Origin of the sequence: Pseudomonas sp. FW305-28 (assembly GCF_017351395.1) — a bacterium.
GTDB classification, from domain to species: domain Bacteria; phylum Pseudomonadota; class Gammaproteobacteria; order Pseudomonadales; family Pseudomonadaceae; genus Aquipseudomonas; species Aquipseudomonas fluorescens_AA.
The window spans coordinates 1-14,776 of record NZ_JACNDD010000087.1; the positions used below are offsets into that span (position 1 = coordinate 1).

The following is a 14,776-nucleotide window of genomic DNA, read 5'->3' on the forward strand; positions in this document are numbered from 1 at the left end:
CCGGCTTACATTACCGGTGAGGTCCCTTCACTCGATCAGACCGCCGCCTGACCCTCGGCCAGGAAGAACCAGGTCTCCAGCACCGAATCGGGGTTCAACGAAACGCTTTCGATGCCCTGCTCCATCAGCCACTTGGCCAGGTCCGGGTGGTCCGAAGGACCCTGGCCGCAGATGCCGATGTACTTGCCGGCCTTGTTGCAGGCGGCGATGGCATTGGCCAGCAGCTTCTTGACCGCCGGGTTCCGCTCGTCGAACAGGTGGGCGATGATCCCGGAATCGCGGTCCAGGCCCAGGGTCAGCTGGGTCAGGTCGTTGGAACCGATGGAGAAACCGTCGAAGAACTCGAGGAACTCTTCAGCCAGGATGGCGTTGGACGGCAGTTCGCACATCATGATCACGCGCAGGCCATTGTCGCCACGGGCCAGGCCGTTTTCCGCCAGCAGGTCGACGACCTGGCTCGCTTCGCCCAGGGTCCGCACGAACGGCACCATGATCTCGACGTTGGTCAGGCCCATCTCGTTGCGCACGCGCTTGAGGGCGCGGCACTCGAGCTCGAAGCAGTCGCGGAACGATTCGCTGATGTAGCGCGACGCACCACGGAAGCCCAGCATCGGGTTCTCTTCTTCCGGCTCGTAGAGCTTGCCGCCGATCAGGTTGGCGTATTCGTTGGACTTGAAGTCCGACAGGCGCACGATGACCTTTTTCGGCCAGAACGCCGCCGCCAGGGTGCTGATGCCTTCCACCAGCTTCTCGACGTAGAAACCGACCGGATCGTTGTAGCCGGCAATGCGCTTGTCGACGCTGTCCTTGATTTCCTGGGGCAGGCCGTCGTAGTTCAGCAGTGCCTTGGGGTGCACGCCGATCATGCGGTTGATGATGAACTCCAGGCGGGCCAGGCCCACACCGGCGTTCGGCAACTGGGCGAAGTCGAAGGCGCGGTCCGGGTTGCCGACGTTCATCATGATCTTGAACGGCAGCTCCGGCATGGCGTCCACGGAGTTCTTCTTGATGTCGAAGCCCAGTTCGCCCTCGAAGATGTAGCCGGTATCGCCTTCGGCGCAGGAAACAGTCACGCCCTGGCCGTCCTTGAGCAGTTGGGTGGCGTTGCCGCAACCGACCACGGCCGGGATCCCCAGTTCACGGGCGATGATCGCCGCGTGGCAGGTACGCCCGCCGCGGTTGGTGACGATGGCGCTGGCGCGCTTCATCACCGGCTCCCAGTCCGGGTCGGTCATGTCGGAGACCAGTACGTCGCCGGCCTGGACCTTGTCCATCTCCGAGACGTCCTTGATGATCCGTACCTTGCCCGCGCCGATGCGCTGGCCAATGGCCCGGCCTTCCACCAGCACGGTGCCGGTTTCCTTGAGCAGGTAGCGCTCCATGACGTTGGCCTGGGTGCGGCTTTTCACGGTTTCCGGACGGGCCTGCACGATATATAACTTGCCGTCGTCACCGTCCTTGGCCCACTCGATGTCCATCGGGCACTTGTAGTGCTGCTCGATGATCATTGCCTGCTTGGCCAGCTCACTGACCTCGGCGTCGCTCAGGCAGAAACGCGCGCGCTCGGCCTTGTCCACGTCGACGGTCTTCACCGAGCGACCGGCCTTGGCTTCGTCGCCGTAGATCATCTTGATGGCCTTGCTGCCCAGGTTGCGGCGCAGGATGGCCGGTCGACCGGCTTGCAGCGTGCCCTTGTGAACGTAGAACTCATCCGGGTTCACCGCGCCCTGCACGACGGTTTCACCCAGGCCGTAGGCGCCGGTGATGAACACCACGTCACGGAAGCCGGACTCGGTGTCGAGGGTGAACATCACGCCGGCGGTGCCGGTTTCGGAGCGGACCATGCGCTGCACACCGGCGGACAGGGCGACCAGCTTGTGGTCGAAGCCCTGGTGCACGCGGTAGGAAATGGCACGGTCGTTGAAAAGGGAGGCGAAGACTTCCTTGGCGGCACGGATGACGTTTTCCACGCCACGGATGTTCAGGAAGGTTTCCTGCTGGCCGGCGAAGGAGGCATCCGGCAGGTCTTCGGCGGTGGCCGAGGAACGCACGGCGACGGCGATATCGGGATTGCCTTCGGACAGCTTGGCGAAAGCGGTGCGGATCTCGGCGTTCAGTTTCTCGGGGAACTCGGCTTCCATGATCCATTGACGGATCTGGGCACCGGTCTTGGCCAGGGCGTTGACGTCATCGACGTCCAGGGCATCGAGCGCATCGTGGATCTGCTTGTTCAGGCCGCTCAGTTCCAGGAAATCACGATAAGCCTGGGCGGTCGTGGCGAAGCCACCTGGCACCGATACGCCGGCACCGGCGAGGTTGCTGATCATCTCGCCCAGGGATGCGTTCTTGCCCCCCACATGCTCCACATCATGGACGCCGAGCTTATCGAGGGAAACTACGTACTCTACCAAGGTGATCTCTCCACTAACTGTGTTGGAAAAGCTCAAGGCACCGGCGGCTCCAGGGGAGCGCTTGCCGGCGATATGGCCTGGACCTGGAAAATAAGTGAGAATGCGGGCCACTGGCGGCCGGCAAATCGCGCCTATCATATCCAAGAATCGTCACTAGCTCACTAGCTTAAGGCCCAAGGCGCAAATGAAACGATCTGCTTTCTTTATCTCCGACGGCACCGGCATCACGGCCGAAACGCTAGGCCAGAGCCTGTTGGCACAGTTCGAAAACATTACCTTCGCCAAATTCATACGTCCGTACATCGACAGCGTCGACAAGGCGCGGGCCATGGTACAGCAAATCAATAAAGCCGCCGAAACCGACGGTTTCCGCCCGATCATCTTCGATACCATCGTCAATCAGGACATCCGTGAGATTCTTGCAACGTCCAATGGTTTCATGATCGACATTTTTTCCACCTTCCTGGCGCCCTTGGAACAGGAACTGAGCGAGCACTCTTCCTACTCGGTCGGCAAGTCCCATTCCATTGGCCACAACTCCAACTACATGGAGCGGATCGAGGCGGTGAACTTCGCGCTGGACAACGATGACGGCGCCCGCACGCATTATTACGACAAGGCCGACCTGATCCTAGTGGGCGTGTCGCGTTGTGGTAAGACACCGACGTGCCTGTACATGGCGATGCAATTCGGCATCCGCGCGGCCAACTATCCGCTGACCGAAGACGACATGGAGCGCCTGCAACTGCCCAGCGCCCTGCGCGCCCACCAGCACAAGCTGTTCGGCCTGACCATCGACCCGGACCGCCTCACGGCGATCCGCAACGAGCGCAAGCCCAACAGTCGTTATTCAAGCTACGCCCAGTGCGAGTTCGAAGTGCGTGAGGTGGAAAACCTGTTCCGGCGGGAGAACATTCCCCATATCAACTCCACGCATTTTTCCGTGGAAGAGATTTCGGCGAAGATCCTGGTGGAGAAAGGGGTGGAGCGGCGGTTCAAATAACCAGGCGGTGTGCCAGAAAACCTGTGGGAGCGAGCTTGCTCGCGATGACGGAGTGTCAGCCAACATTGATCTTGCCGACCCGCCGCAATCGCGAGCAAGCTCGCTCCCACAAGGGTTGGGAAGTCTTCCGGCCTATGGTTTCAACCGCTCAACCAACGCCTGCCCCACCGCCAGCGCCGACGCCGGGTTCTGGCCGGTAATCAATTCCCGATCCGTCACCACATGGGCAGTCCACGGCGTGGTGTTGCTGCTGTACTGCCCGCCAGCCTGCTGCAACGCGGTCTGTGGGTAGAATTTCATGCTCCCACCGCCCAGCAGCCCCTTGGCCAGTTCTTCTTCCTGATTGCTGATCACGGTCATTTTGTACCCGGCGTAGATCCAATTCGACGGGGCCGAGGCCTGGCCTTTGGTAGTCAACTGACCAACGAAGCCCTTGGCATCAGGCAGGGCCGACAGCAACGCGATCGGCCCGTGGCAAACCAGCGCGGTGGTCTTGCCCTTGTCATGGAAGTGCGTCAACACCCGCCCCAGCGGTGCGCTCGTGAGCAAATCCTGCATGGGCGCATGCCCGCCGGGAATGTACAGGGCATCGAACTGCTCCAGACCGATCTGCTCGACACGGGCCAGGCTGATCACCGGCGAGTCCTTGGCCGAAGTGATGTTCAGTTGCGCCAGCAACGCCTGGTAGCGCTCCAGCTCCGCCGGATCATTGTTGAAGTACATCTTGTCCACCGAGGACCGGTCCAGCGTCGGCGCCTTGCCCTCCGGGGTGGCGAACGTCACGTGGTGACCGGCATCCAGCAACAGCTTCACCGGTTGCAGCAATTCGTTGAGGTAAAACCCGGTGGGGAAAACCTTGCCGTTGTTCAGATCCAGATGATCGGAATCCGACAGGACCACCAGCACGTTATCGGCATGGGCCGTGACGCCAATACCCGCCAGAACGACAGACGTTGCCAAGGTCGTGAGCTTTTTCATGATGACTCCAGGCTGTTTCGATAAAAGATGCGCTCACTGTATTGATGCGTTCACCGGCGATAAACTGGCGCACCGGAACATCACTTGGCCCCTGGAGGCAACAATGGCCCGTCGATTCGATTATCTGGCCGACGTGGAAGCCTTCGTCACGGTCGTGGAAAAAGGCACGCTCAGCGCCGGTGCCGTGGCGCTGGGCACTACGCCTTCGGTCCTGAGCCGCGCCATCTCCCGCCTCGAAGCCCGGCTCGGCGTGCAACTGTTGCGACGCACGACCCGGCGCCTGAACCTGACCGATGCCGGCACCTTGTACCTGGAACAGTCGCGCTCGGCCTTTGCCCTGATTGACGACGCCGAGCGGCGAATCCAGGGCCAGGACGGTGTCTTGACCGGTCGTGTGCGCTTGAGCGTACCGACCACCTACGGTCATTACCGCCTGCCATCGCTGCTGTCGCGTTTCGCCGAGGCTTACCCGCAAGTTCGGGTCGAGCTGAGTATCACCAACCGCAATGTCGATCTGGTGGCCGAAGGGTATGACCTGGCGATCCGCCTTGGGCCGCTGCCGGACAGCGGCCTGGTCGGGCGCAAGCTCGAAGACGCCCGACTGTGCCTGGTGGCCGCGCCGCATTACCTGCAGCGCGCCGGAACGCCCCGGCACGTCGATGAACTGGCTGCCCACGCCTGCCTGCCCTTCGTAATGCCCAGCAGCGGACGCATCGCACCCTGGCTGTTTCGCGACAATCATGAAGACCGGGAATGGCTGCCGGCGGGCAATGTGCAAGTGTCCGATGATGTATTGGGTATCGTGTCCCTGGCACAGGCCGGGATGGGGATCTGCCAGACCTATGAATTCATTGTCCGGGAGCGAATCGAGCGTGGGGAACTGGTGGCTTTGCTGGAGGACTTTGGCGGGCGCAGCCGACCCTTTTCAATCATCTACCCGCCCCATCGGCAATTGCCGGCGGCGGCACGGGCGTTGATTGATTTTTTGATCGAGCAATAGCTGGTAACGCCGGCCGGCCTCTGCGGGAGCGAGCTTGCTCGCGATTGCGGAGTGTCAGCCGGCATTGATGTTGCCGATCCACCGCTATCGCGAGCAAGCTCGCTCCCACAGCGGTTCTGATGTGACTGCAAGATTTGCATTCTCCCGCAGCCTTCCTGTGGATAACTTTCTTGCTGCCACAGGCTCTACATTTTAGTGGGTCGCAGCCGCCTGCTCGTCCATTTTCTTGCGCAGGCTCAGCGGGCGCATGTCGGTCCAGACTTCTTCGATGTAGGCCAGGCACTCCTTCTTGAAGCCGCTTTTACCGACGGTACGCCAGCCCTCGGGGACGGCCTTGTAGTCTGGCCAGATCGAATATTGCTCTTCGTGGTTGACCACGACCTGAAAGACGATGTCCTCGCGGTCGAATACTGAAGTCATGGGTGTCTCTCCATCTTTGCTCGAGGTTCGCTGCGTCACATGCGCAGCCAGGATATGAAAGGAACGTACGGGGCCGGCTGAAAATTAGCTCTCGGTGACCGCCGCATGCAGGGCTCGCCCGAAAATCTCGGCGACCCGGTCGATTTCGGCACGGGTGATGATCAACGGTGGCAGGAACCGCACCACGCCGCCCTGGCGACCGCCCAGCTCCAGGATCAGCCCGCGCTTGAGGCATTCGCGTTGCAGCCGTGGCGCCAGCTGGGCATGCACCGGCGGATGGCCCTGGGCGTCCGGCTTGCCCGCCGGGTCCACCAACTCGACACCGAGCATCAGCCCGCGACCGCGGATATCGCCCAGTTGCGGGTAGTCCCGTTGCAGGATGTGCAGGTGCTCGCTCAGGCGTTCGCCCATGGCGGCGGCGTGGGCCGGCAGGTCGTGCTCTCGCAGGTAGCGCATGACCGCCGAGCCGGCGGCCATGGCCATCTGATTACCACGGAAGGTCCCGGCGTGAGCGCCCGGCAACCAGGTGTCGAGCCAGTCGCGGTAAACCACCACCGCCAGCGGCAGGCTGCCGCCAATGGCCTTGGACAACACCACCACGTCCGGGATGATCCCGGCATGCTCGAAGGCAAACATTTTGCCGGTACGACCGAAGCCGCTCTGGATTTCGTCGACGATCAACGCCACCCCTGCCTGCTCGGTGATCCGCCGCAAGCCGCGCAGCCAGTCCAGGTCGGCGGGAATGACTCCGCCCTCGCCCTGCACCACTTCGACGATGACCGCCGCCGGCAATTGCACGCCGGCCTCCGGGTCGTTCAGCAGGTTTTCCAGGTAATGCAGGTTGGCCTTCACGCCCTCGACACCGCCCAGCCCGAACGGGCAGCGGTAATTGTAGGGGTATGGCATGAACTGCACGCCGCTGCTGAGCAAGGCGCCCAAGGGTTTCTTCGGCCCCAGGCTGCCCATCAGGCTCAATGCCCCCTGACTCATGCCGTGATAACCGCCCTGGAACGACAGCACGGTGCTGCGTCCGGTCGCGGTACGCACCAGCTTGAGGGCGGCTTCCACCGCGTCGGTACCGGTGGGGCCGCAGAACTGGATCTTCGCCTCGGCGGCCAGCTCCACCGGCAACAGGCCGAACAGGTCCTGGACGAAGCGGTCCTTGACCGGCGTGGTCAGGTCCAGGGTGTGCAACGGCAGCTCGTCGGCCAGCACCTGCTGGATCGCGTCGATCACCACCGGGTGGTTATGCCCCAGCGCCAGCGTGCCGGCGCCGGCCAGGCAATCGATGAAGGTGCGGCCCTCGACGTCCTCGACATACAACCCCTTGGCGCGCTTGAGCGCCAGGGGTATGCGCCGTGGATAGCTGCGGGCATTGGACTCCTGCCGACTCTGGCGAGCCAGCAGCGGCGACTCATTGAACTGGTAGAGCGTCTCGGCCGGCACGGGGCTGACCCGGGCCGGCTGTGCTTCGATAAGGCTGTTGGCGACTGACATCTCTCGACCCCGCAGTACGTAGTGACCCAAAACGACACACCGGGCAGGTGCGCATCCGGTCGAGGCGCACATGCAGGTTTCCTGTAGTGGAAACGCATCAGCCACGGGGGGATTTACTCGCGGGCAGCACTTTCTCCTGTGGCGCGATCAGTGGCTTGTGCATCGCAATGGCCTTGACCCCGCCGATGGCGAAGGCATCAGCGCTTTGCTCGAACCCCAGGTGTCGATAGAACGCCTGGCTGCTACGGGTGCTGTTGAGGCGCACCCGGGCCACGCCGCGCCCGCGCAGCCAGGCCTCGATGTCCCGCACCAGCGCCTGGCCGACACCGCGGCGGAAGGACTCCGGCTGTACGTAGCAGAAGGCGATCCGGCCACTGGCCGAGGCCATGGCGACACCCGTCGGCCGCCCCTGCAAACGGGCCAGGGTCAGGCGCAAGCGTGGGTCGACCAGCCAGGGGCGGATATGCGCGAGGGTGCTGTTGCGTACCCAGGCGGCGACGACAGTGGGATCGTTGCGATGTTCGACGGCACACCCGACCCGGATGGAGCGTTCGGCGATGCGGCTGATGATGCCGGCATCGCTGGGTGTGGCTGTGCAGATTTCGATGAAGGTGTCCATGGCGCGGTTTTCCTCAGTCCTTGAGTCGAGCTGAAAAAAACATAGACCCGGATAAGGCCGGGGCGCCAATGGCAGGTCGTTACAGCAGATGTACAACGACCTCCCGCCGAGTGCGCCTGTAGGAGCTGACGAGTGCAACGAGGCTGCGATCTTGTCCCAGACAGTTAGATCTCAAGCGAAAGTTCAAGATCAAAAGATCGCAGGCTTCGCCAGCTCCTACAGACCCAGCGGGAGCAAGCTCCCTCGCCACGGAACCCCTCGTTTGATCAGGGGTGCTGCACCGGCATGGTCAATTCGACCCGCAACCCATCCGGGCGGCTGTCGAAATGCAGGCCGCAACCGCAACGCTGGACGATGGCCTGGACGATCGCCAGCCCCAGCCCGCAGCCGGTGCTCTGGCCGTTGCGCCAGAAGCGTTGGGTCAAGTGCTGGATGTCGTCGGCGGCGATGCCGGGGCCATGGTCGCGGACCTGGAAACGCACGCGCTGGCCGATCATTTCCAGGCTCAGTTCCACATCGGTATCGTCCGGAGTATGGCGCAGGGCGTTGTCCAGCAGGTTGCGCAAGGCGGCGATGGAGAGCACCGCCGGCATTTGCACCGGCGCGTCGGACAGCCCTGGGGCCAAGTGCAATTTGATTCGCCGGGACTCACTGCTGGCCGCGTCCTGGATCGCCAGTCGCGCAACCTGCTCGGCGTTGCAGTGCACGCCATCGTCGAACGACAGGCTGCCTTCGACCCGAGCCAGCAGCAGCAACTGTTCGAGTGTGCGATGCATGCGGTCGGCGCCCTCCTCGGCCCGGGCCAGGGATTGGTCGCGGGCGGCGCCCTCGGTCATGCGCGCCACTTGCAGGTGCGTCTTGATGGCGGTCAACGGGCTGCGCAGCTCGTGGGCAGCGTCGCCGGTCAACCGTCGCTCACGCTCGATGGTCTTGCCGATACGCTGGAACAGCTGGTTCTGGGTCTCCAGCAACGGTCGCAACTCGCTGGGCAGCGGATGGATCTGCAAAGGCTCCAGGGAATCGGCATTGCGCCGCATCAGCGCATCGCGCATGCGATTGAGCGGCGCCAGGCCCTGGCCGATGCCCAGCCACAACAGGCACAGGCAACCGAGCAACGCCACGCCCACCGGCACCGAGGCAGCCAGCAGTATCGACATGTTCAGGGCTTCGCGCTCGATCTGGCGGTCGGCGGTGGTGATGCGCAAGTCGCCTCGGGCCAGGGTGAAGCTGCGCCAGGGCGCACCGTCGATCATCTGGTCGTGGAAGCCCATTTTCTCGGCTTCCAGGGCCTGTTCCGGGGTCCCGTGGCTGCGGGCCAGAATCTCGCCGCGCAAGGAACTGACCTGACAGGCCATGCCGCCGGGAATGCTCAGTTGCTCGGAGCTCAAGTGCGTGCCGTCGCCCTTGCTGGGCAACGGCGGCATCTGCTCCAGCAACCCGGCAACCATCCGCGCCGAGGCCACCAGGCGCTGGTCGAGGGAGAACATCATCTGGTTGCGCAGGTCGCTGAGCATCCACGCCGCGGCCAGGGCCCAGATCAGGGCGAAGGCGGCGCCGAGGGTCAGGCTCAGGCGCAGTCGCAGGCTCATCACTTGGAGGACTCTGCGCCGTCGGCCGGACCCAGGCGATAGCCCAGGCCGCGCACGGTCTCGACAATGCCATTCCCCAGCTTGCGCCGCAGGTGATGGATATGGACGTTGAGGGCATTGCTTTCCAGCTCGTCGTTGAACCCGTAGACGCTGTCCTTGAGTTGCTCGGTGGACAGCACCCGGCCGCGACTGTGCAAGAGCGCCTGCAACAGCGATTGTTCGCGCCGGGACAGATCCACCGGCTGGCCGTCCAGGGTGGTTTCCCGGCTGCTGGGGTCGTAGGTCAGGCGACCGTGCTCGATCAGGTTGACGCTGCGCCCCGCCACGCGCCGCAGCAACGTGTGCAGGCGCGCCGCAAGCTCGCGCAGGTCGAAGGGTTTGAGCAGATAGTCATCGGCCCCGGCCTGCAAGCCGTCGACCCGGTCGGTCACCGAGTCACGGGCGGTGAGGATCAGCACCGGCGTCTCCAGCCCCTGCTGGCGCAGTTGCCGCAGCAGCTTGAGACCGTCCTCATCGGGCAATCCCAGGTCCAGCACCATGACATCGAACTCCGCCACGCCGACCATCGCCCGCGCCGCCGATGCGGTGGCCACGTGCTCGACCGTCAAGCCCTGCGCCGTGAGGCCGGCAACGATCCCGCTGGCAATCAACTCATCGTCTTCGCAGACCAGTACGCGCATGGTAAGCCCCGTGGAAAAAGGTACATTAGGCCGCCGGCCGATTAAGCCGACATTATGCGACGAGTACGGCAAACATGGGCGATCATTACGGCCTGCCGGTCGCCGCCGGGTTAATCGACGGTTAATCGCCAGTCGCCATTGTGTTTTCCACTCGCTTCGTTCTAAGGCTTTATCCATGCGTCGATTGTTTTTGCTGTGGCTGTTTCTGATCTCGGGCCTGGCCCAGGCCGCCAATCCCTTCGAAACCAAACCCGATTTCCTGCCGGTGGAAAAGGCGTTCGTGTTGACCTCCGAACGCCTGGACTCCGGTGAAACGCAGCTGTTCTGGCAGATTACCGATGGGTACTACCTGTATAAGCAGCGGCTCAAGTTCGAGGGCCTGGCCGAGGCGCAGAAACCCAAGTTGCCGGAGGGCGAGGCCCACAGCGACGAGTTTTTCGGCGACCAGCAAGTCTATCGCCAGGCGCTGGAACTGAAGATCCCCGCCGGTGCCACGGGCAAGATCAAGGTGGGTTTCCAGGGCTGTGCCGACGCCGGCCTGTGCTATCCGCCCCAGACCCAGGTGATTGACCTGGGCGGCAGCGCACCGGCGGCGGCCACCGGCGAGGCGCCGGACCAGGCCCTGGCCAGCGGCCTGCAACAACGGGCCTTGGGCTGGAGCCTGCTGGTGTTCTTCGGCCTGGGCCTGCTGCTGGCGTTCACCCCTTGTTCGCTGCCGATGCTGCCGATCCTGGCCGGGCTGGTGGTGGGCAGCGGCGCCGGGCCGAGACGTGGCCTGGCCTTGGCCGGCAGCTACGTGATCAGCATGGCCCTGGTGTATGCGGCCATGGGCGTGCTCGCCGCTCTGCTGGGGGCCAACCTCCAGGCACTGCTGCAACAACCGTGGCTGCTGGGCAGCTTCGCGGCCGTATTCGCGTTGCTGGCGCTGCCGATGTTCGGCTTCTTCGAATTGCAATTGCCCGCGGCGCTGCGTGACCGCCTGGAAAACGCCGGACGCCAGCGACGCGGTGGCAGCCTGGTGGGCGCCGGCGTGCTCGGCGCCCTGTCCGGGCTGTTGGTGGGCCCGTGCATGACCGCCCCGCTGGCCGGCGCCCTGCTGTATATCGCCCAGAGCGGCAATGCACTGCACGGCGGGTTGATCCTGTTCACCATGGGCATCGGCATGGGCCTGCCACTGTTGCTCCTGGTGACCGTGGGCAACCGCTTCCTGCCCAAGCCCGGCGCCTGGATGAACCTGCTCAAGGGCGTGTTCGGCTTCCTGTTCCTGGGTACCGCGCTGCTGATGATTCGCCCGATCATCGACAGCTCGCTGTGGATCGGACTGTGGGGCGTGCTGCTGTTGATCGCCGCCTACAGCGCCTGGCGCCAGACCGAAGGCTTCGGCCGCATGGCCTACCTCTGCGGCAGCGCTTCGTTGCTGTTCGGCCTGTGGGGCAGCCTGCTGGTGATTGGCGCGGCGGGCGGTGGCGATGATCTCTTCCAACCCCTGAAGGTCTACGCCGGCAGCGAGGCTAGCGCGACCGTCAAAGCCCACGACACGTTCGTCACCGTCAGCGAACCCGCCGCCCTGCAACGGGAACTGGACGCCGCCAAGGGCCAGGGCCAGTGGGTGCTGCTGGACTATTACGCCGACTGGTGCGTGTCCTGCAAGATCATGGAAAAACAGGTATTCGGCCGCGCCGAGGTGCTGGACGCCCTGCAAGGCGTGCGCCTGCTGCGCCTCGACGTCACTGCCGACAGCCCCGCCAGCCGCGCGTTGCTGAGCCGTTACCAGGTACCGGGGCCGCCGAGCCTGCTGTGGATCGGCGCCGACGGTGAAGAGCGCCGCAGCCAGCGGATCACCGGGGAAGTCGACGCCAAGGCGTTCCTGGAGCGCTGGAACCTCACCCGGGACGCGCGCTGATGCTGACGCTCACCCTGGGCACCTTCGCCATCGCCCTTAACCATCTGTTGCTGATCAGCGCCCTGGCCCTGGCGACCTTCGTCGGCTGGCGGGTGGCCAGGCGCGGTGGCGAGAACCCTGAGTCGGTGCTGTTCGTGCTGTTCCTACTGGGGCTTTTGGCCGCACGGATCGGCTTCGTCGTCGCCTATTGGCAACATTACCGGGACGACCCGTGGCAGATCGTCGACCTGCGGGACGGCGGTTTCCTCGCCTGGCCGGGGATCGTGGCGCTGCTGATAGGCGCCTTGTTGTGGGCCCGGCACCGCCCGGCCCTGCGCCGTCCGCTGGGCTTCGGCGTCGGCAGCGGCTTGCTGTTCTGGCTGGTGGCGAGCCTGTCGTTGACGATTTATGAACAGGGCACCCGGTTGCCGGACATCACCCTGCGCACCGCCGACGGCCAGACCGTGAAACTCACCGACTACCAGGGCGGGCCCCTGGTGATCAACCTCTGGGCCACCTGGTGCCCGCCCTGCCGACGTGAAATGCCGGTGCTCGAAGAAGCCCAGCAACAGCGTCCGGACCTGACCTTCCTGTTCGTCAACCAGGCCGAAAGCATGCAAAGCGTCAGCACCTACCTGGCCACCCAGGGCCTGAGCCTGACCAACGTATTGTTCGATGGCAGCGGCCGCCTCGGCCAGGCCGTGGGTTCCATGGCCCTGCCGACCACCCTGTTCTACAGCGCCGACGGTCGCCTGCTGGGCAGCCACCTGGGTGAATTGTCGGAAGCGAGCCTGGCCCGCGCCCTGGAAAACTTCGAAACGCCGGATTCGTCCACGACGCCCCACTCCGCCACAAGGAAACCGCCATGCCCCGCCTCCGCCACCTGCTGACCTTGGCCGTCGCCGCCGCACTGTCGCAGGCCCCGCTGCTGCAGGCCGAAGAATTGCCTGCGGCCATCAAGAAGATCGAAGCCAAGGGCGCGAAAATCGTCGGTACTTTCGAGGCCCCGGACGGGTTGCGCGGTTACGCGGCGCAGTACCAGAACCGCGGCATGGCGCTGTACCTGACCCCGGATGGGCAGCACGTCCTGCTGGGCAACCTGTACGACGCCGAGGGCAAGGACCTGAGCGCCGAGCCGCTGCAAAAACTGGTCTATGCACCGATGGCCAAGGCCATCTGGGCGAAGATGGAAGCGAGCAACTGGATCGCCGACGGCAACAAGGACGCACCGCGCACGGTGTACCTGTTCAGCGACCCGAACTGCCCGTACTGCAACATGTTCTGGGAACAGGCCCGGCCTTGGGTCAAGGCCGGCAAGGTGCAGTTGCGCCACATCATGGTGGGCATCATCCGCGAAGACAGCCCGGGTAAATCCGCCGCCTTGCTGGCCGCCAAGGACCCGGAAAAAACCCTGGCCGAGCATGAAAAGGCCGGCAAGGGCAGCACGCTCAAGCCGCTCAAGGACATACCGCCCGCCATCCAGGCCAAACTGGACGCCAACCAGCAGTTGATGGACGAACTGGAACTGTCCGCCACCCCGGCGATTTTCTATCTGGATGACAAAGGCGACCTGCAACAGCAGCAAGGCGCGCCGTCACCGGACAAGCTGGTGAAGATTCTCGGGCCGAAGTGACCGACAACCACTGCAGCCCCCGGTGGGAGCGAGCTTGCTCGCGATGACGGCAGATCAGTCAGCATTGATGTGACAGACACACTGCAATCGCGAGCAAGCTCGCCCCCACAGTGGATTTGCATCGGTCACAAAATCCCAGTGGGAGCGAGCCTGCTCGCGATGCGGTGGATCAGCTGCGCAAGACCTTCAGCAACGCCTCGGTCACGAACTCCGGGTTCTCAAGATTGGAAATGTGTCCCGCGTCCGGTATCAGCAGACAAGGGCAACCGATCAGTTCGGCCATTTCCTTGGCCTCGGACGGCGGACGCGGTTTGTCCTGGTCGCCGCACATAATCACTGTGCCCTTGGCATCCAGTGCATGCAGGCGCGGCAGGATGTCGTCCCGACCGAAAATGATCCGCCCCAGCGGCACGATGCTGGCGCGCAGGCGATCGGTCGGCAGCGCGGCCAATGTGGCGCGAAACTGCTGGTAGAGCGCCGACTGCGGATCGATACCCGGTCGGAAGAAGATCGGCACGACGATGTCCAGCAATGGCTCGGGAATGCTGCCACTGGCTTCGATCCTGTCGAACAGCGAGAAATAGTACTGGCGGGTCGGCTCAGGCTCGACGCCGACGTAGGTGTCCATCAATACCAGCGTCTGCACACGCTCAGGCGCCGCCAACGCCAGCCGCGCCCCCCACATCCCGCCCACAGAAAGCCCGACCAGGTTGAAGCGGTCGATGCCCAGGTGATCCATCAATGTCAGTGCCTGGCGGGCCAGGTCGTCCAGGGAGGTCATGCCCTCAGGCAATTGCCCGGACTGGCCGTGGCCCCATAAGTCCAGGGCGATGACCCGATAATCCCGCGACAACACCTCGATCTGCGGCGCCCACATGCTGTGGTCCCACAGGTAGCTGCTGCCCAGCAGCACCACCGGGCCCTGGCCTTGGTCCAGGTAGTGAAGCGGTTGTCCGTCGATCGTTGCAAAGGGCATGGGTGGCCTCCTTGTTTGAGTCTGGAAAAAAGCTTGGGAAGACTGAGCTGTGCGGGGCGAGGCGTCAACCTTGGGCTTTGCTGTGTCA

At 63.9% G+C, this 14,776-nt stretch carries 13 protein-coding genes; 5 read left to right on the plus strand and 8 right to left on the minus strand.

Going from position 1 to position 14,776, the window contains the following annotated elements; all coding sequences use genetic code 11:
- Nucleotides 1–35 precede the first annotated feature (35 nt).
- Entirely contained in the window at nucleotides 36–2,411 is a 2,376-nt protein-coding gene (gene ppsA, locus J4E53_RS19665; protein ID WP_060738493.1) for a phosphoenolpyruvate synthase, read from the minus strand.
- 184 nt (nucleotides 2,412–2,595) lie between these two features.
- On the opposite strand from ppsA, the gene J4E53_RS19670 reads away from it, so the two are divergent.
- Nucleotides 2,596–3,414 carry a pyruvate, water dikinase regulatory protein gene (locus J4E53_RS19670; protein WP_003199510.1) on the plus strand — a complete coding sequence of 273 codons (819 nt, stop codon included), beginning with the start codon at nucleotides 2,596–2,598 and terminating at the stop codon, nucleotides 3,412–3,414.
- A 132-nt stretch (nucleotides 3,415–3,546) separates the two neighbouring features.
- Here the strand turns inward: J4E53_RS19670 and J4E53_RS19675 are convergent, their stop codons facing one another.
- A complete protein-coding gene (locus J4E53_RS19675; protein WP_103309715.1) occupies nucleotides 3,547–4,392 on the minus strand; it encodes a type 1 glutamine amidotransferase domain-containing protein in 846 nt (281 codons plus the stop codon).
- Nucleotides 4,393–4,495: 103 nt separating this feature from the next.
- Here J4E53_RS19675 and J4E53_RS19680 point away from each other — a divergent pair, with 103 nt between their 5' ends.
- Nucleotides 4,496–5,392 carry a LysR family transcriptional regulator gene (locus J4E53_RS19680; protein WP_103309716.1) on the plus strand — a complete coding sequence of 299 codons (897 nt, stop codon included), beginning with the start codon at nucleotides 4,496–4,498 and terminating at the stop codon, nucleotides 5,390–5,392.
- Nucleotides 5,393–5,584: 192 nt separating this feature from the next.
- Here the strand turns inward: J4E53_RS19680 and J4E53_RS19685 are convergent, their stop codons facing one another.
- From J4E53_RS19685 to J4E53_RS19705, 5 genes are all read right to left on the minus strand, one after another.
- Complete coding sequence (locus tag J4E53_RS19685) at nucleotides 5,585–5,812, minus strand: MbtH family protein (protein ID WP_060738496.1); 228 nt, start codon at nucleotides 5,810–5,812, stop codon at nucleotides 5,585–5,587.
- A gap of 84 nt (nucleotides 5,813–5,896) precedes the next feature.
- On the minus strand, nucleotides 5,897–7,309 hold the full coding sequence (locus J4E53_RS19690; RefSeq protein WP_060738497.1) for an aspartate aminotransferase family protein: 1,413 nt from the start codon (nucleotides 7,307–7,309) through the stop codon (nucleotides 5,897–5,899).
- 97 nt (nucleotides 7,310–7,406) lie between these two features.
- Complete coding sequence (locus J4E53_RS19695) at nucleotides 7,407–7,928, minus strand: GNAT family N-acetyltransferase (protein WP_060738498.1); 522 nt, start codon at nucleotides 7,926–7,928, stop codon at nucleotides 7,407–7,409.
- Nucleotides 7,929–8,194: 266 nt separating this feature from the next.
- Entirely contained in the window at nucleotides 8,195–9,520 is a 1,326-nt protein-coding gene (locus J4E53_RS19700) for an ATP-binding protein (protein ID WP_060738499.1), read from the minus strand.
- Nucleotides 9,517–10,197, minus strand: a complete 681-nt coding sequence (locus J4E53_RS19705; RefSeq protein ID WP_060738500.1) for a response regulator — start codon at nucleotides 10,195–10,197, stop codon at nucleotides 9,517–9,519. The genes J4E53_RS19700 and J4E53_RS19705 overlap by 4 nt, the downstream gene beginning before the upstream one ends.
- 175 nt (nucleotides 10,198–10,372) lie before the next feature.
- Between J4E53_RS19705 and dsbD the strand changes: the two genes are divergently transcribed.
- Genes dsbD through dsbG form a run of 3 tightly spaced genes read left to right on the plus strand, consistent with a single transcriptional unit; the run spans nucleotide 10,373 to nucleotide 13,712 of the window.
- On the plus strand, nucleotides 10,373–12,100 hold the full coding sequence (gene dsbD, locus J4E53_RS19710) for a protein-disulfide reductase DsbD (protein ID WP_103309718.1): 1,728 nt from the start codon (nucleotides 10,373–10,375) through the stop codon (nucleotides 12,098–12,100).
- The gene (locus J4E53_RS19715) at nucleotides 12,100–12,969 is read left to right on the plus strand and encodes a TlpA disulfide reductase family protein (protein ID WP_103309720.1); all 870 of its coding nucleotides are present in this window, start codon (nucleotides 12,100–12,102) and stop codon (nucleotides 12,967–12,969) included. The genes dsbD and J4E53_RS19715 overlap by 1 nt, the downstream gene beginning before the upstream one ends.
- A complete protein-coding gene (gene dsbG / locus J4E53_RS19720; protein ID WP_060738503.1) occupies nucleotides 12,945–13,712 on the plus strand; it encodes a thiol:disulfide interchange protein DsbG in 768 nt (255 codons plus the stop codon). The genes J4E53_RS19715 and dsbG overlap by 25 nt, the downstream gene beginning before the upstream one ends.
- A gap of 169 nt (nucleotides 13,713–13,881) precedes the next feature.
- Here dsbG and J4E53_RS19725 read toward each other — a convergent pair whose 3' ends face one another.
- Nucleotides 13,882–14,688, minus strand: a complete 807-nt coding sequence (locus J4E53_RS19725; RefSeq protein WP_060738504.1) for an alpha/beta fold hydrolase — start codon at nucleotides 14,686–14,688, stop codon at nucleotides 13,882–13,884.
- Nucleotides 14,689–14,776: the final 88 nt, after the last annotated feature.

What these genes read in the sequence shown, in the direction of transcription:
- J4E53_RS19670 (WP_003199510.1), top strand. Translation starts at nt 2,596, where the DNA reads ATGAAACGATCTGCTTTCTTTATCTCCGACGGCACCGGCATCACGGCC.
- J4E53_RS19675 (WP_103309715.1), bottom strand. Translation starts at nt 4,392, where the DNA reads ATGAAAAAGCTCACGACCTTGGCAACGTCTGTCGTTCTGGCGGGTATT.
- J4E53_RS19680 (WP_103309716.1), top strand. Translation starts at nt 4,496, where the DNA reads ATGGCCCGTCGATTCGATTATCTGGCCGACGTGGAAGCCTTCGTCACG.
- J4E53_RS19685 (WP_060738496.1), bottom strand. Translation starts at nt 5,812, where the DNA reads ATGACTTCAGTATTCGACCGCGAGGACATCGTCTTTCAGGTCGTGGTC.
- J4E53_RS19690 (WP_060738497.1), bottom strand. Translation starts at nt 7,309, where the DNA reads ATGTCAGTCGCCAACAGCCTTATCGAAGCACAGCCGGCCCGGGTCAGC.
- J4E53_RS19695 (WP_060738498.1), bottom strand. Translation starts at nt 7,928, where the DNA reads ATGGACACCTTCATCGAAATCTGCACAGCCACACCCAGCGATGCCGGC.
- J4E53_RS19705 (WP_060738500.1), bottom strand. Translation starts at nt 10,197, where the DNA reads ATGCGCGTACTGGTCTGCGAAGACGATGAGTTGATTGCCAGCGGGATC.
- dsbD (WP_103309718.1), top strand. Translation starts at nt 10,373, where the DNA reads ATGCGTCGATTGTTTTTGCTGTGGCTGTTTCTGATCTCGGGCCTGGCC.
- J4E53_RS19715 (WP_103309720.1), top strand. Translation starts at nt 12,100, where the DNA reads ATGCTGACGCTCACCCTGGGCACCTTCGCCATCGCCCTTAACCATCTG.
- dsbG (WP_060738503.1), top strand. Translation starts at nt 12,945, where the DNA reads ATGCCCCGCCTCCGCCACCTGCTGACCTTGGCCGTCGCCGCCGCACTG.
- J4E53_RS19725 (WP_060738504.1), bottom strand. Translation starts at nt 14,688, where the DNA reads ATGCCCTTTGCAACGATCGACGGACAACCGCTTCACTACCTGGACCAA.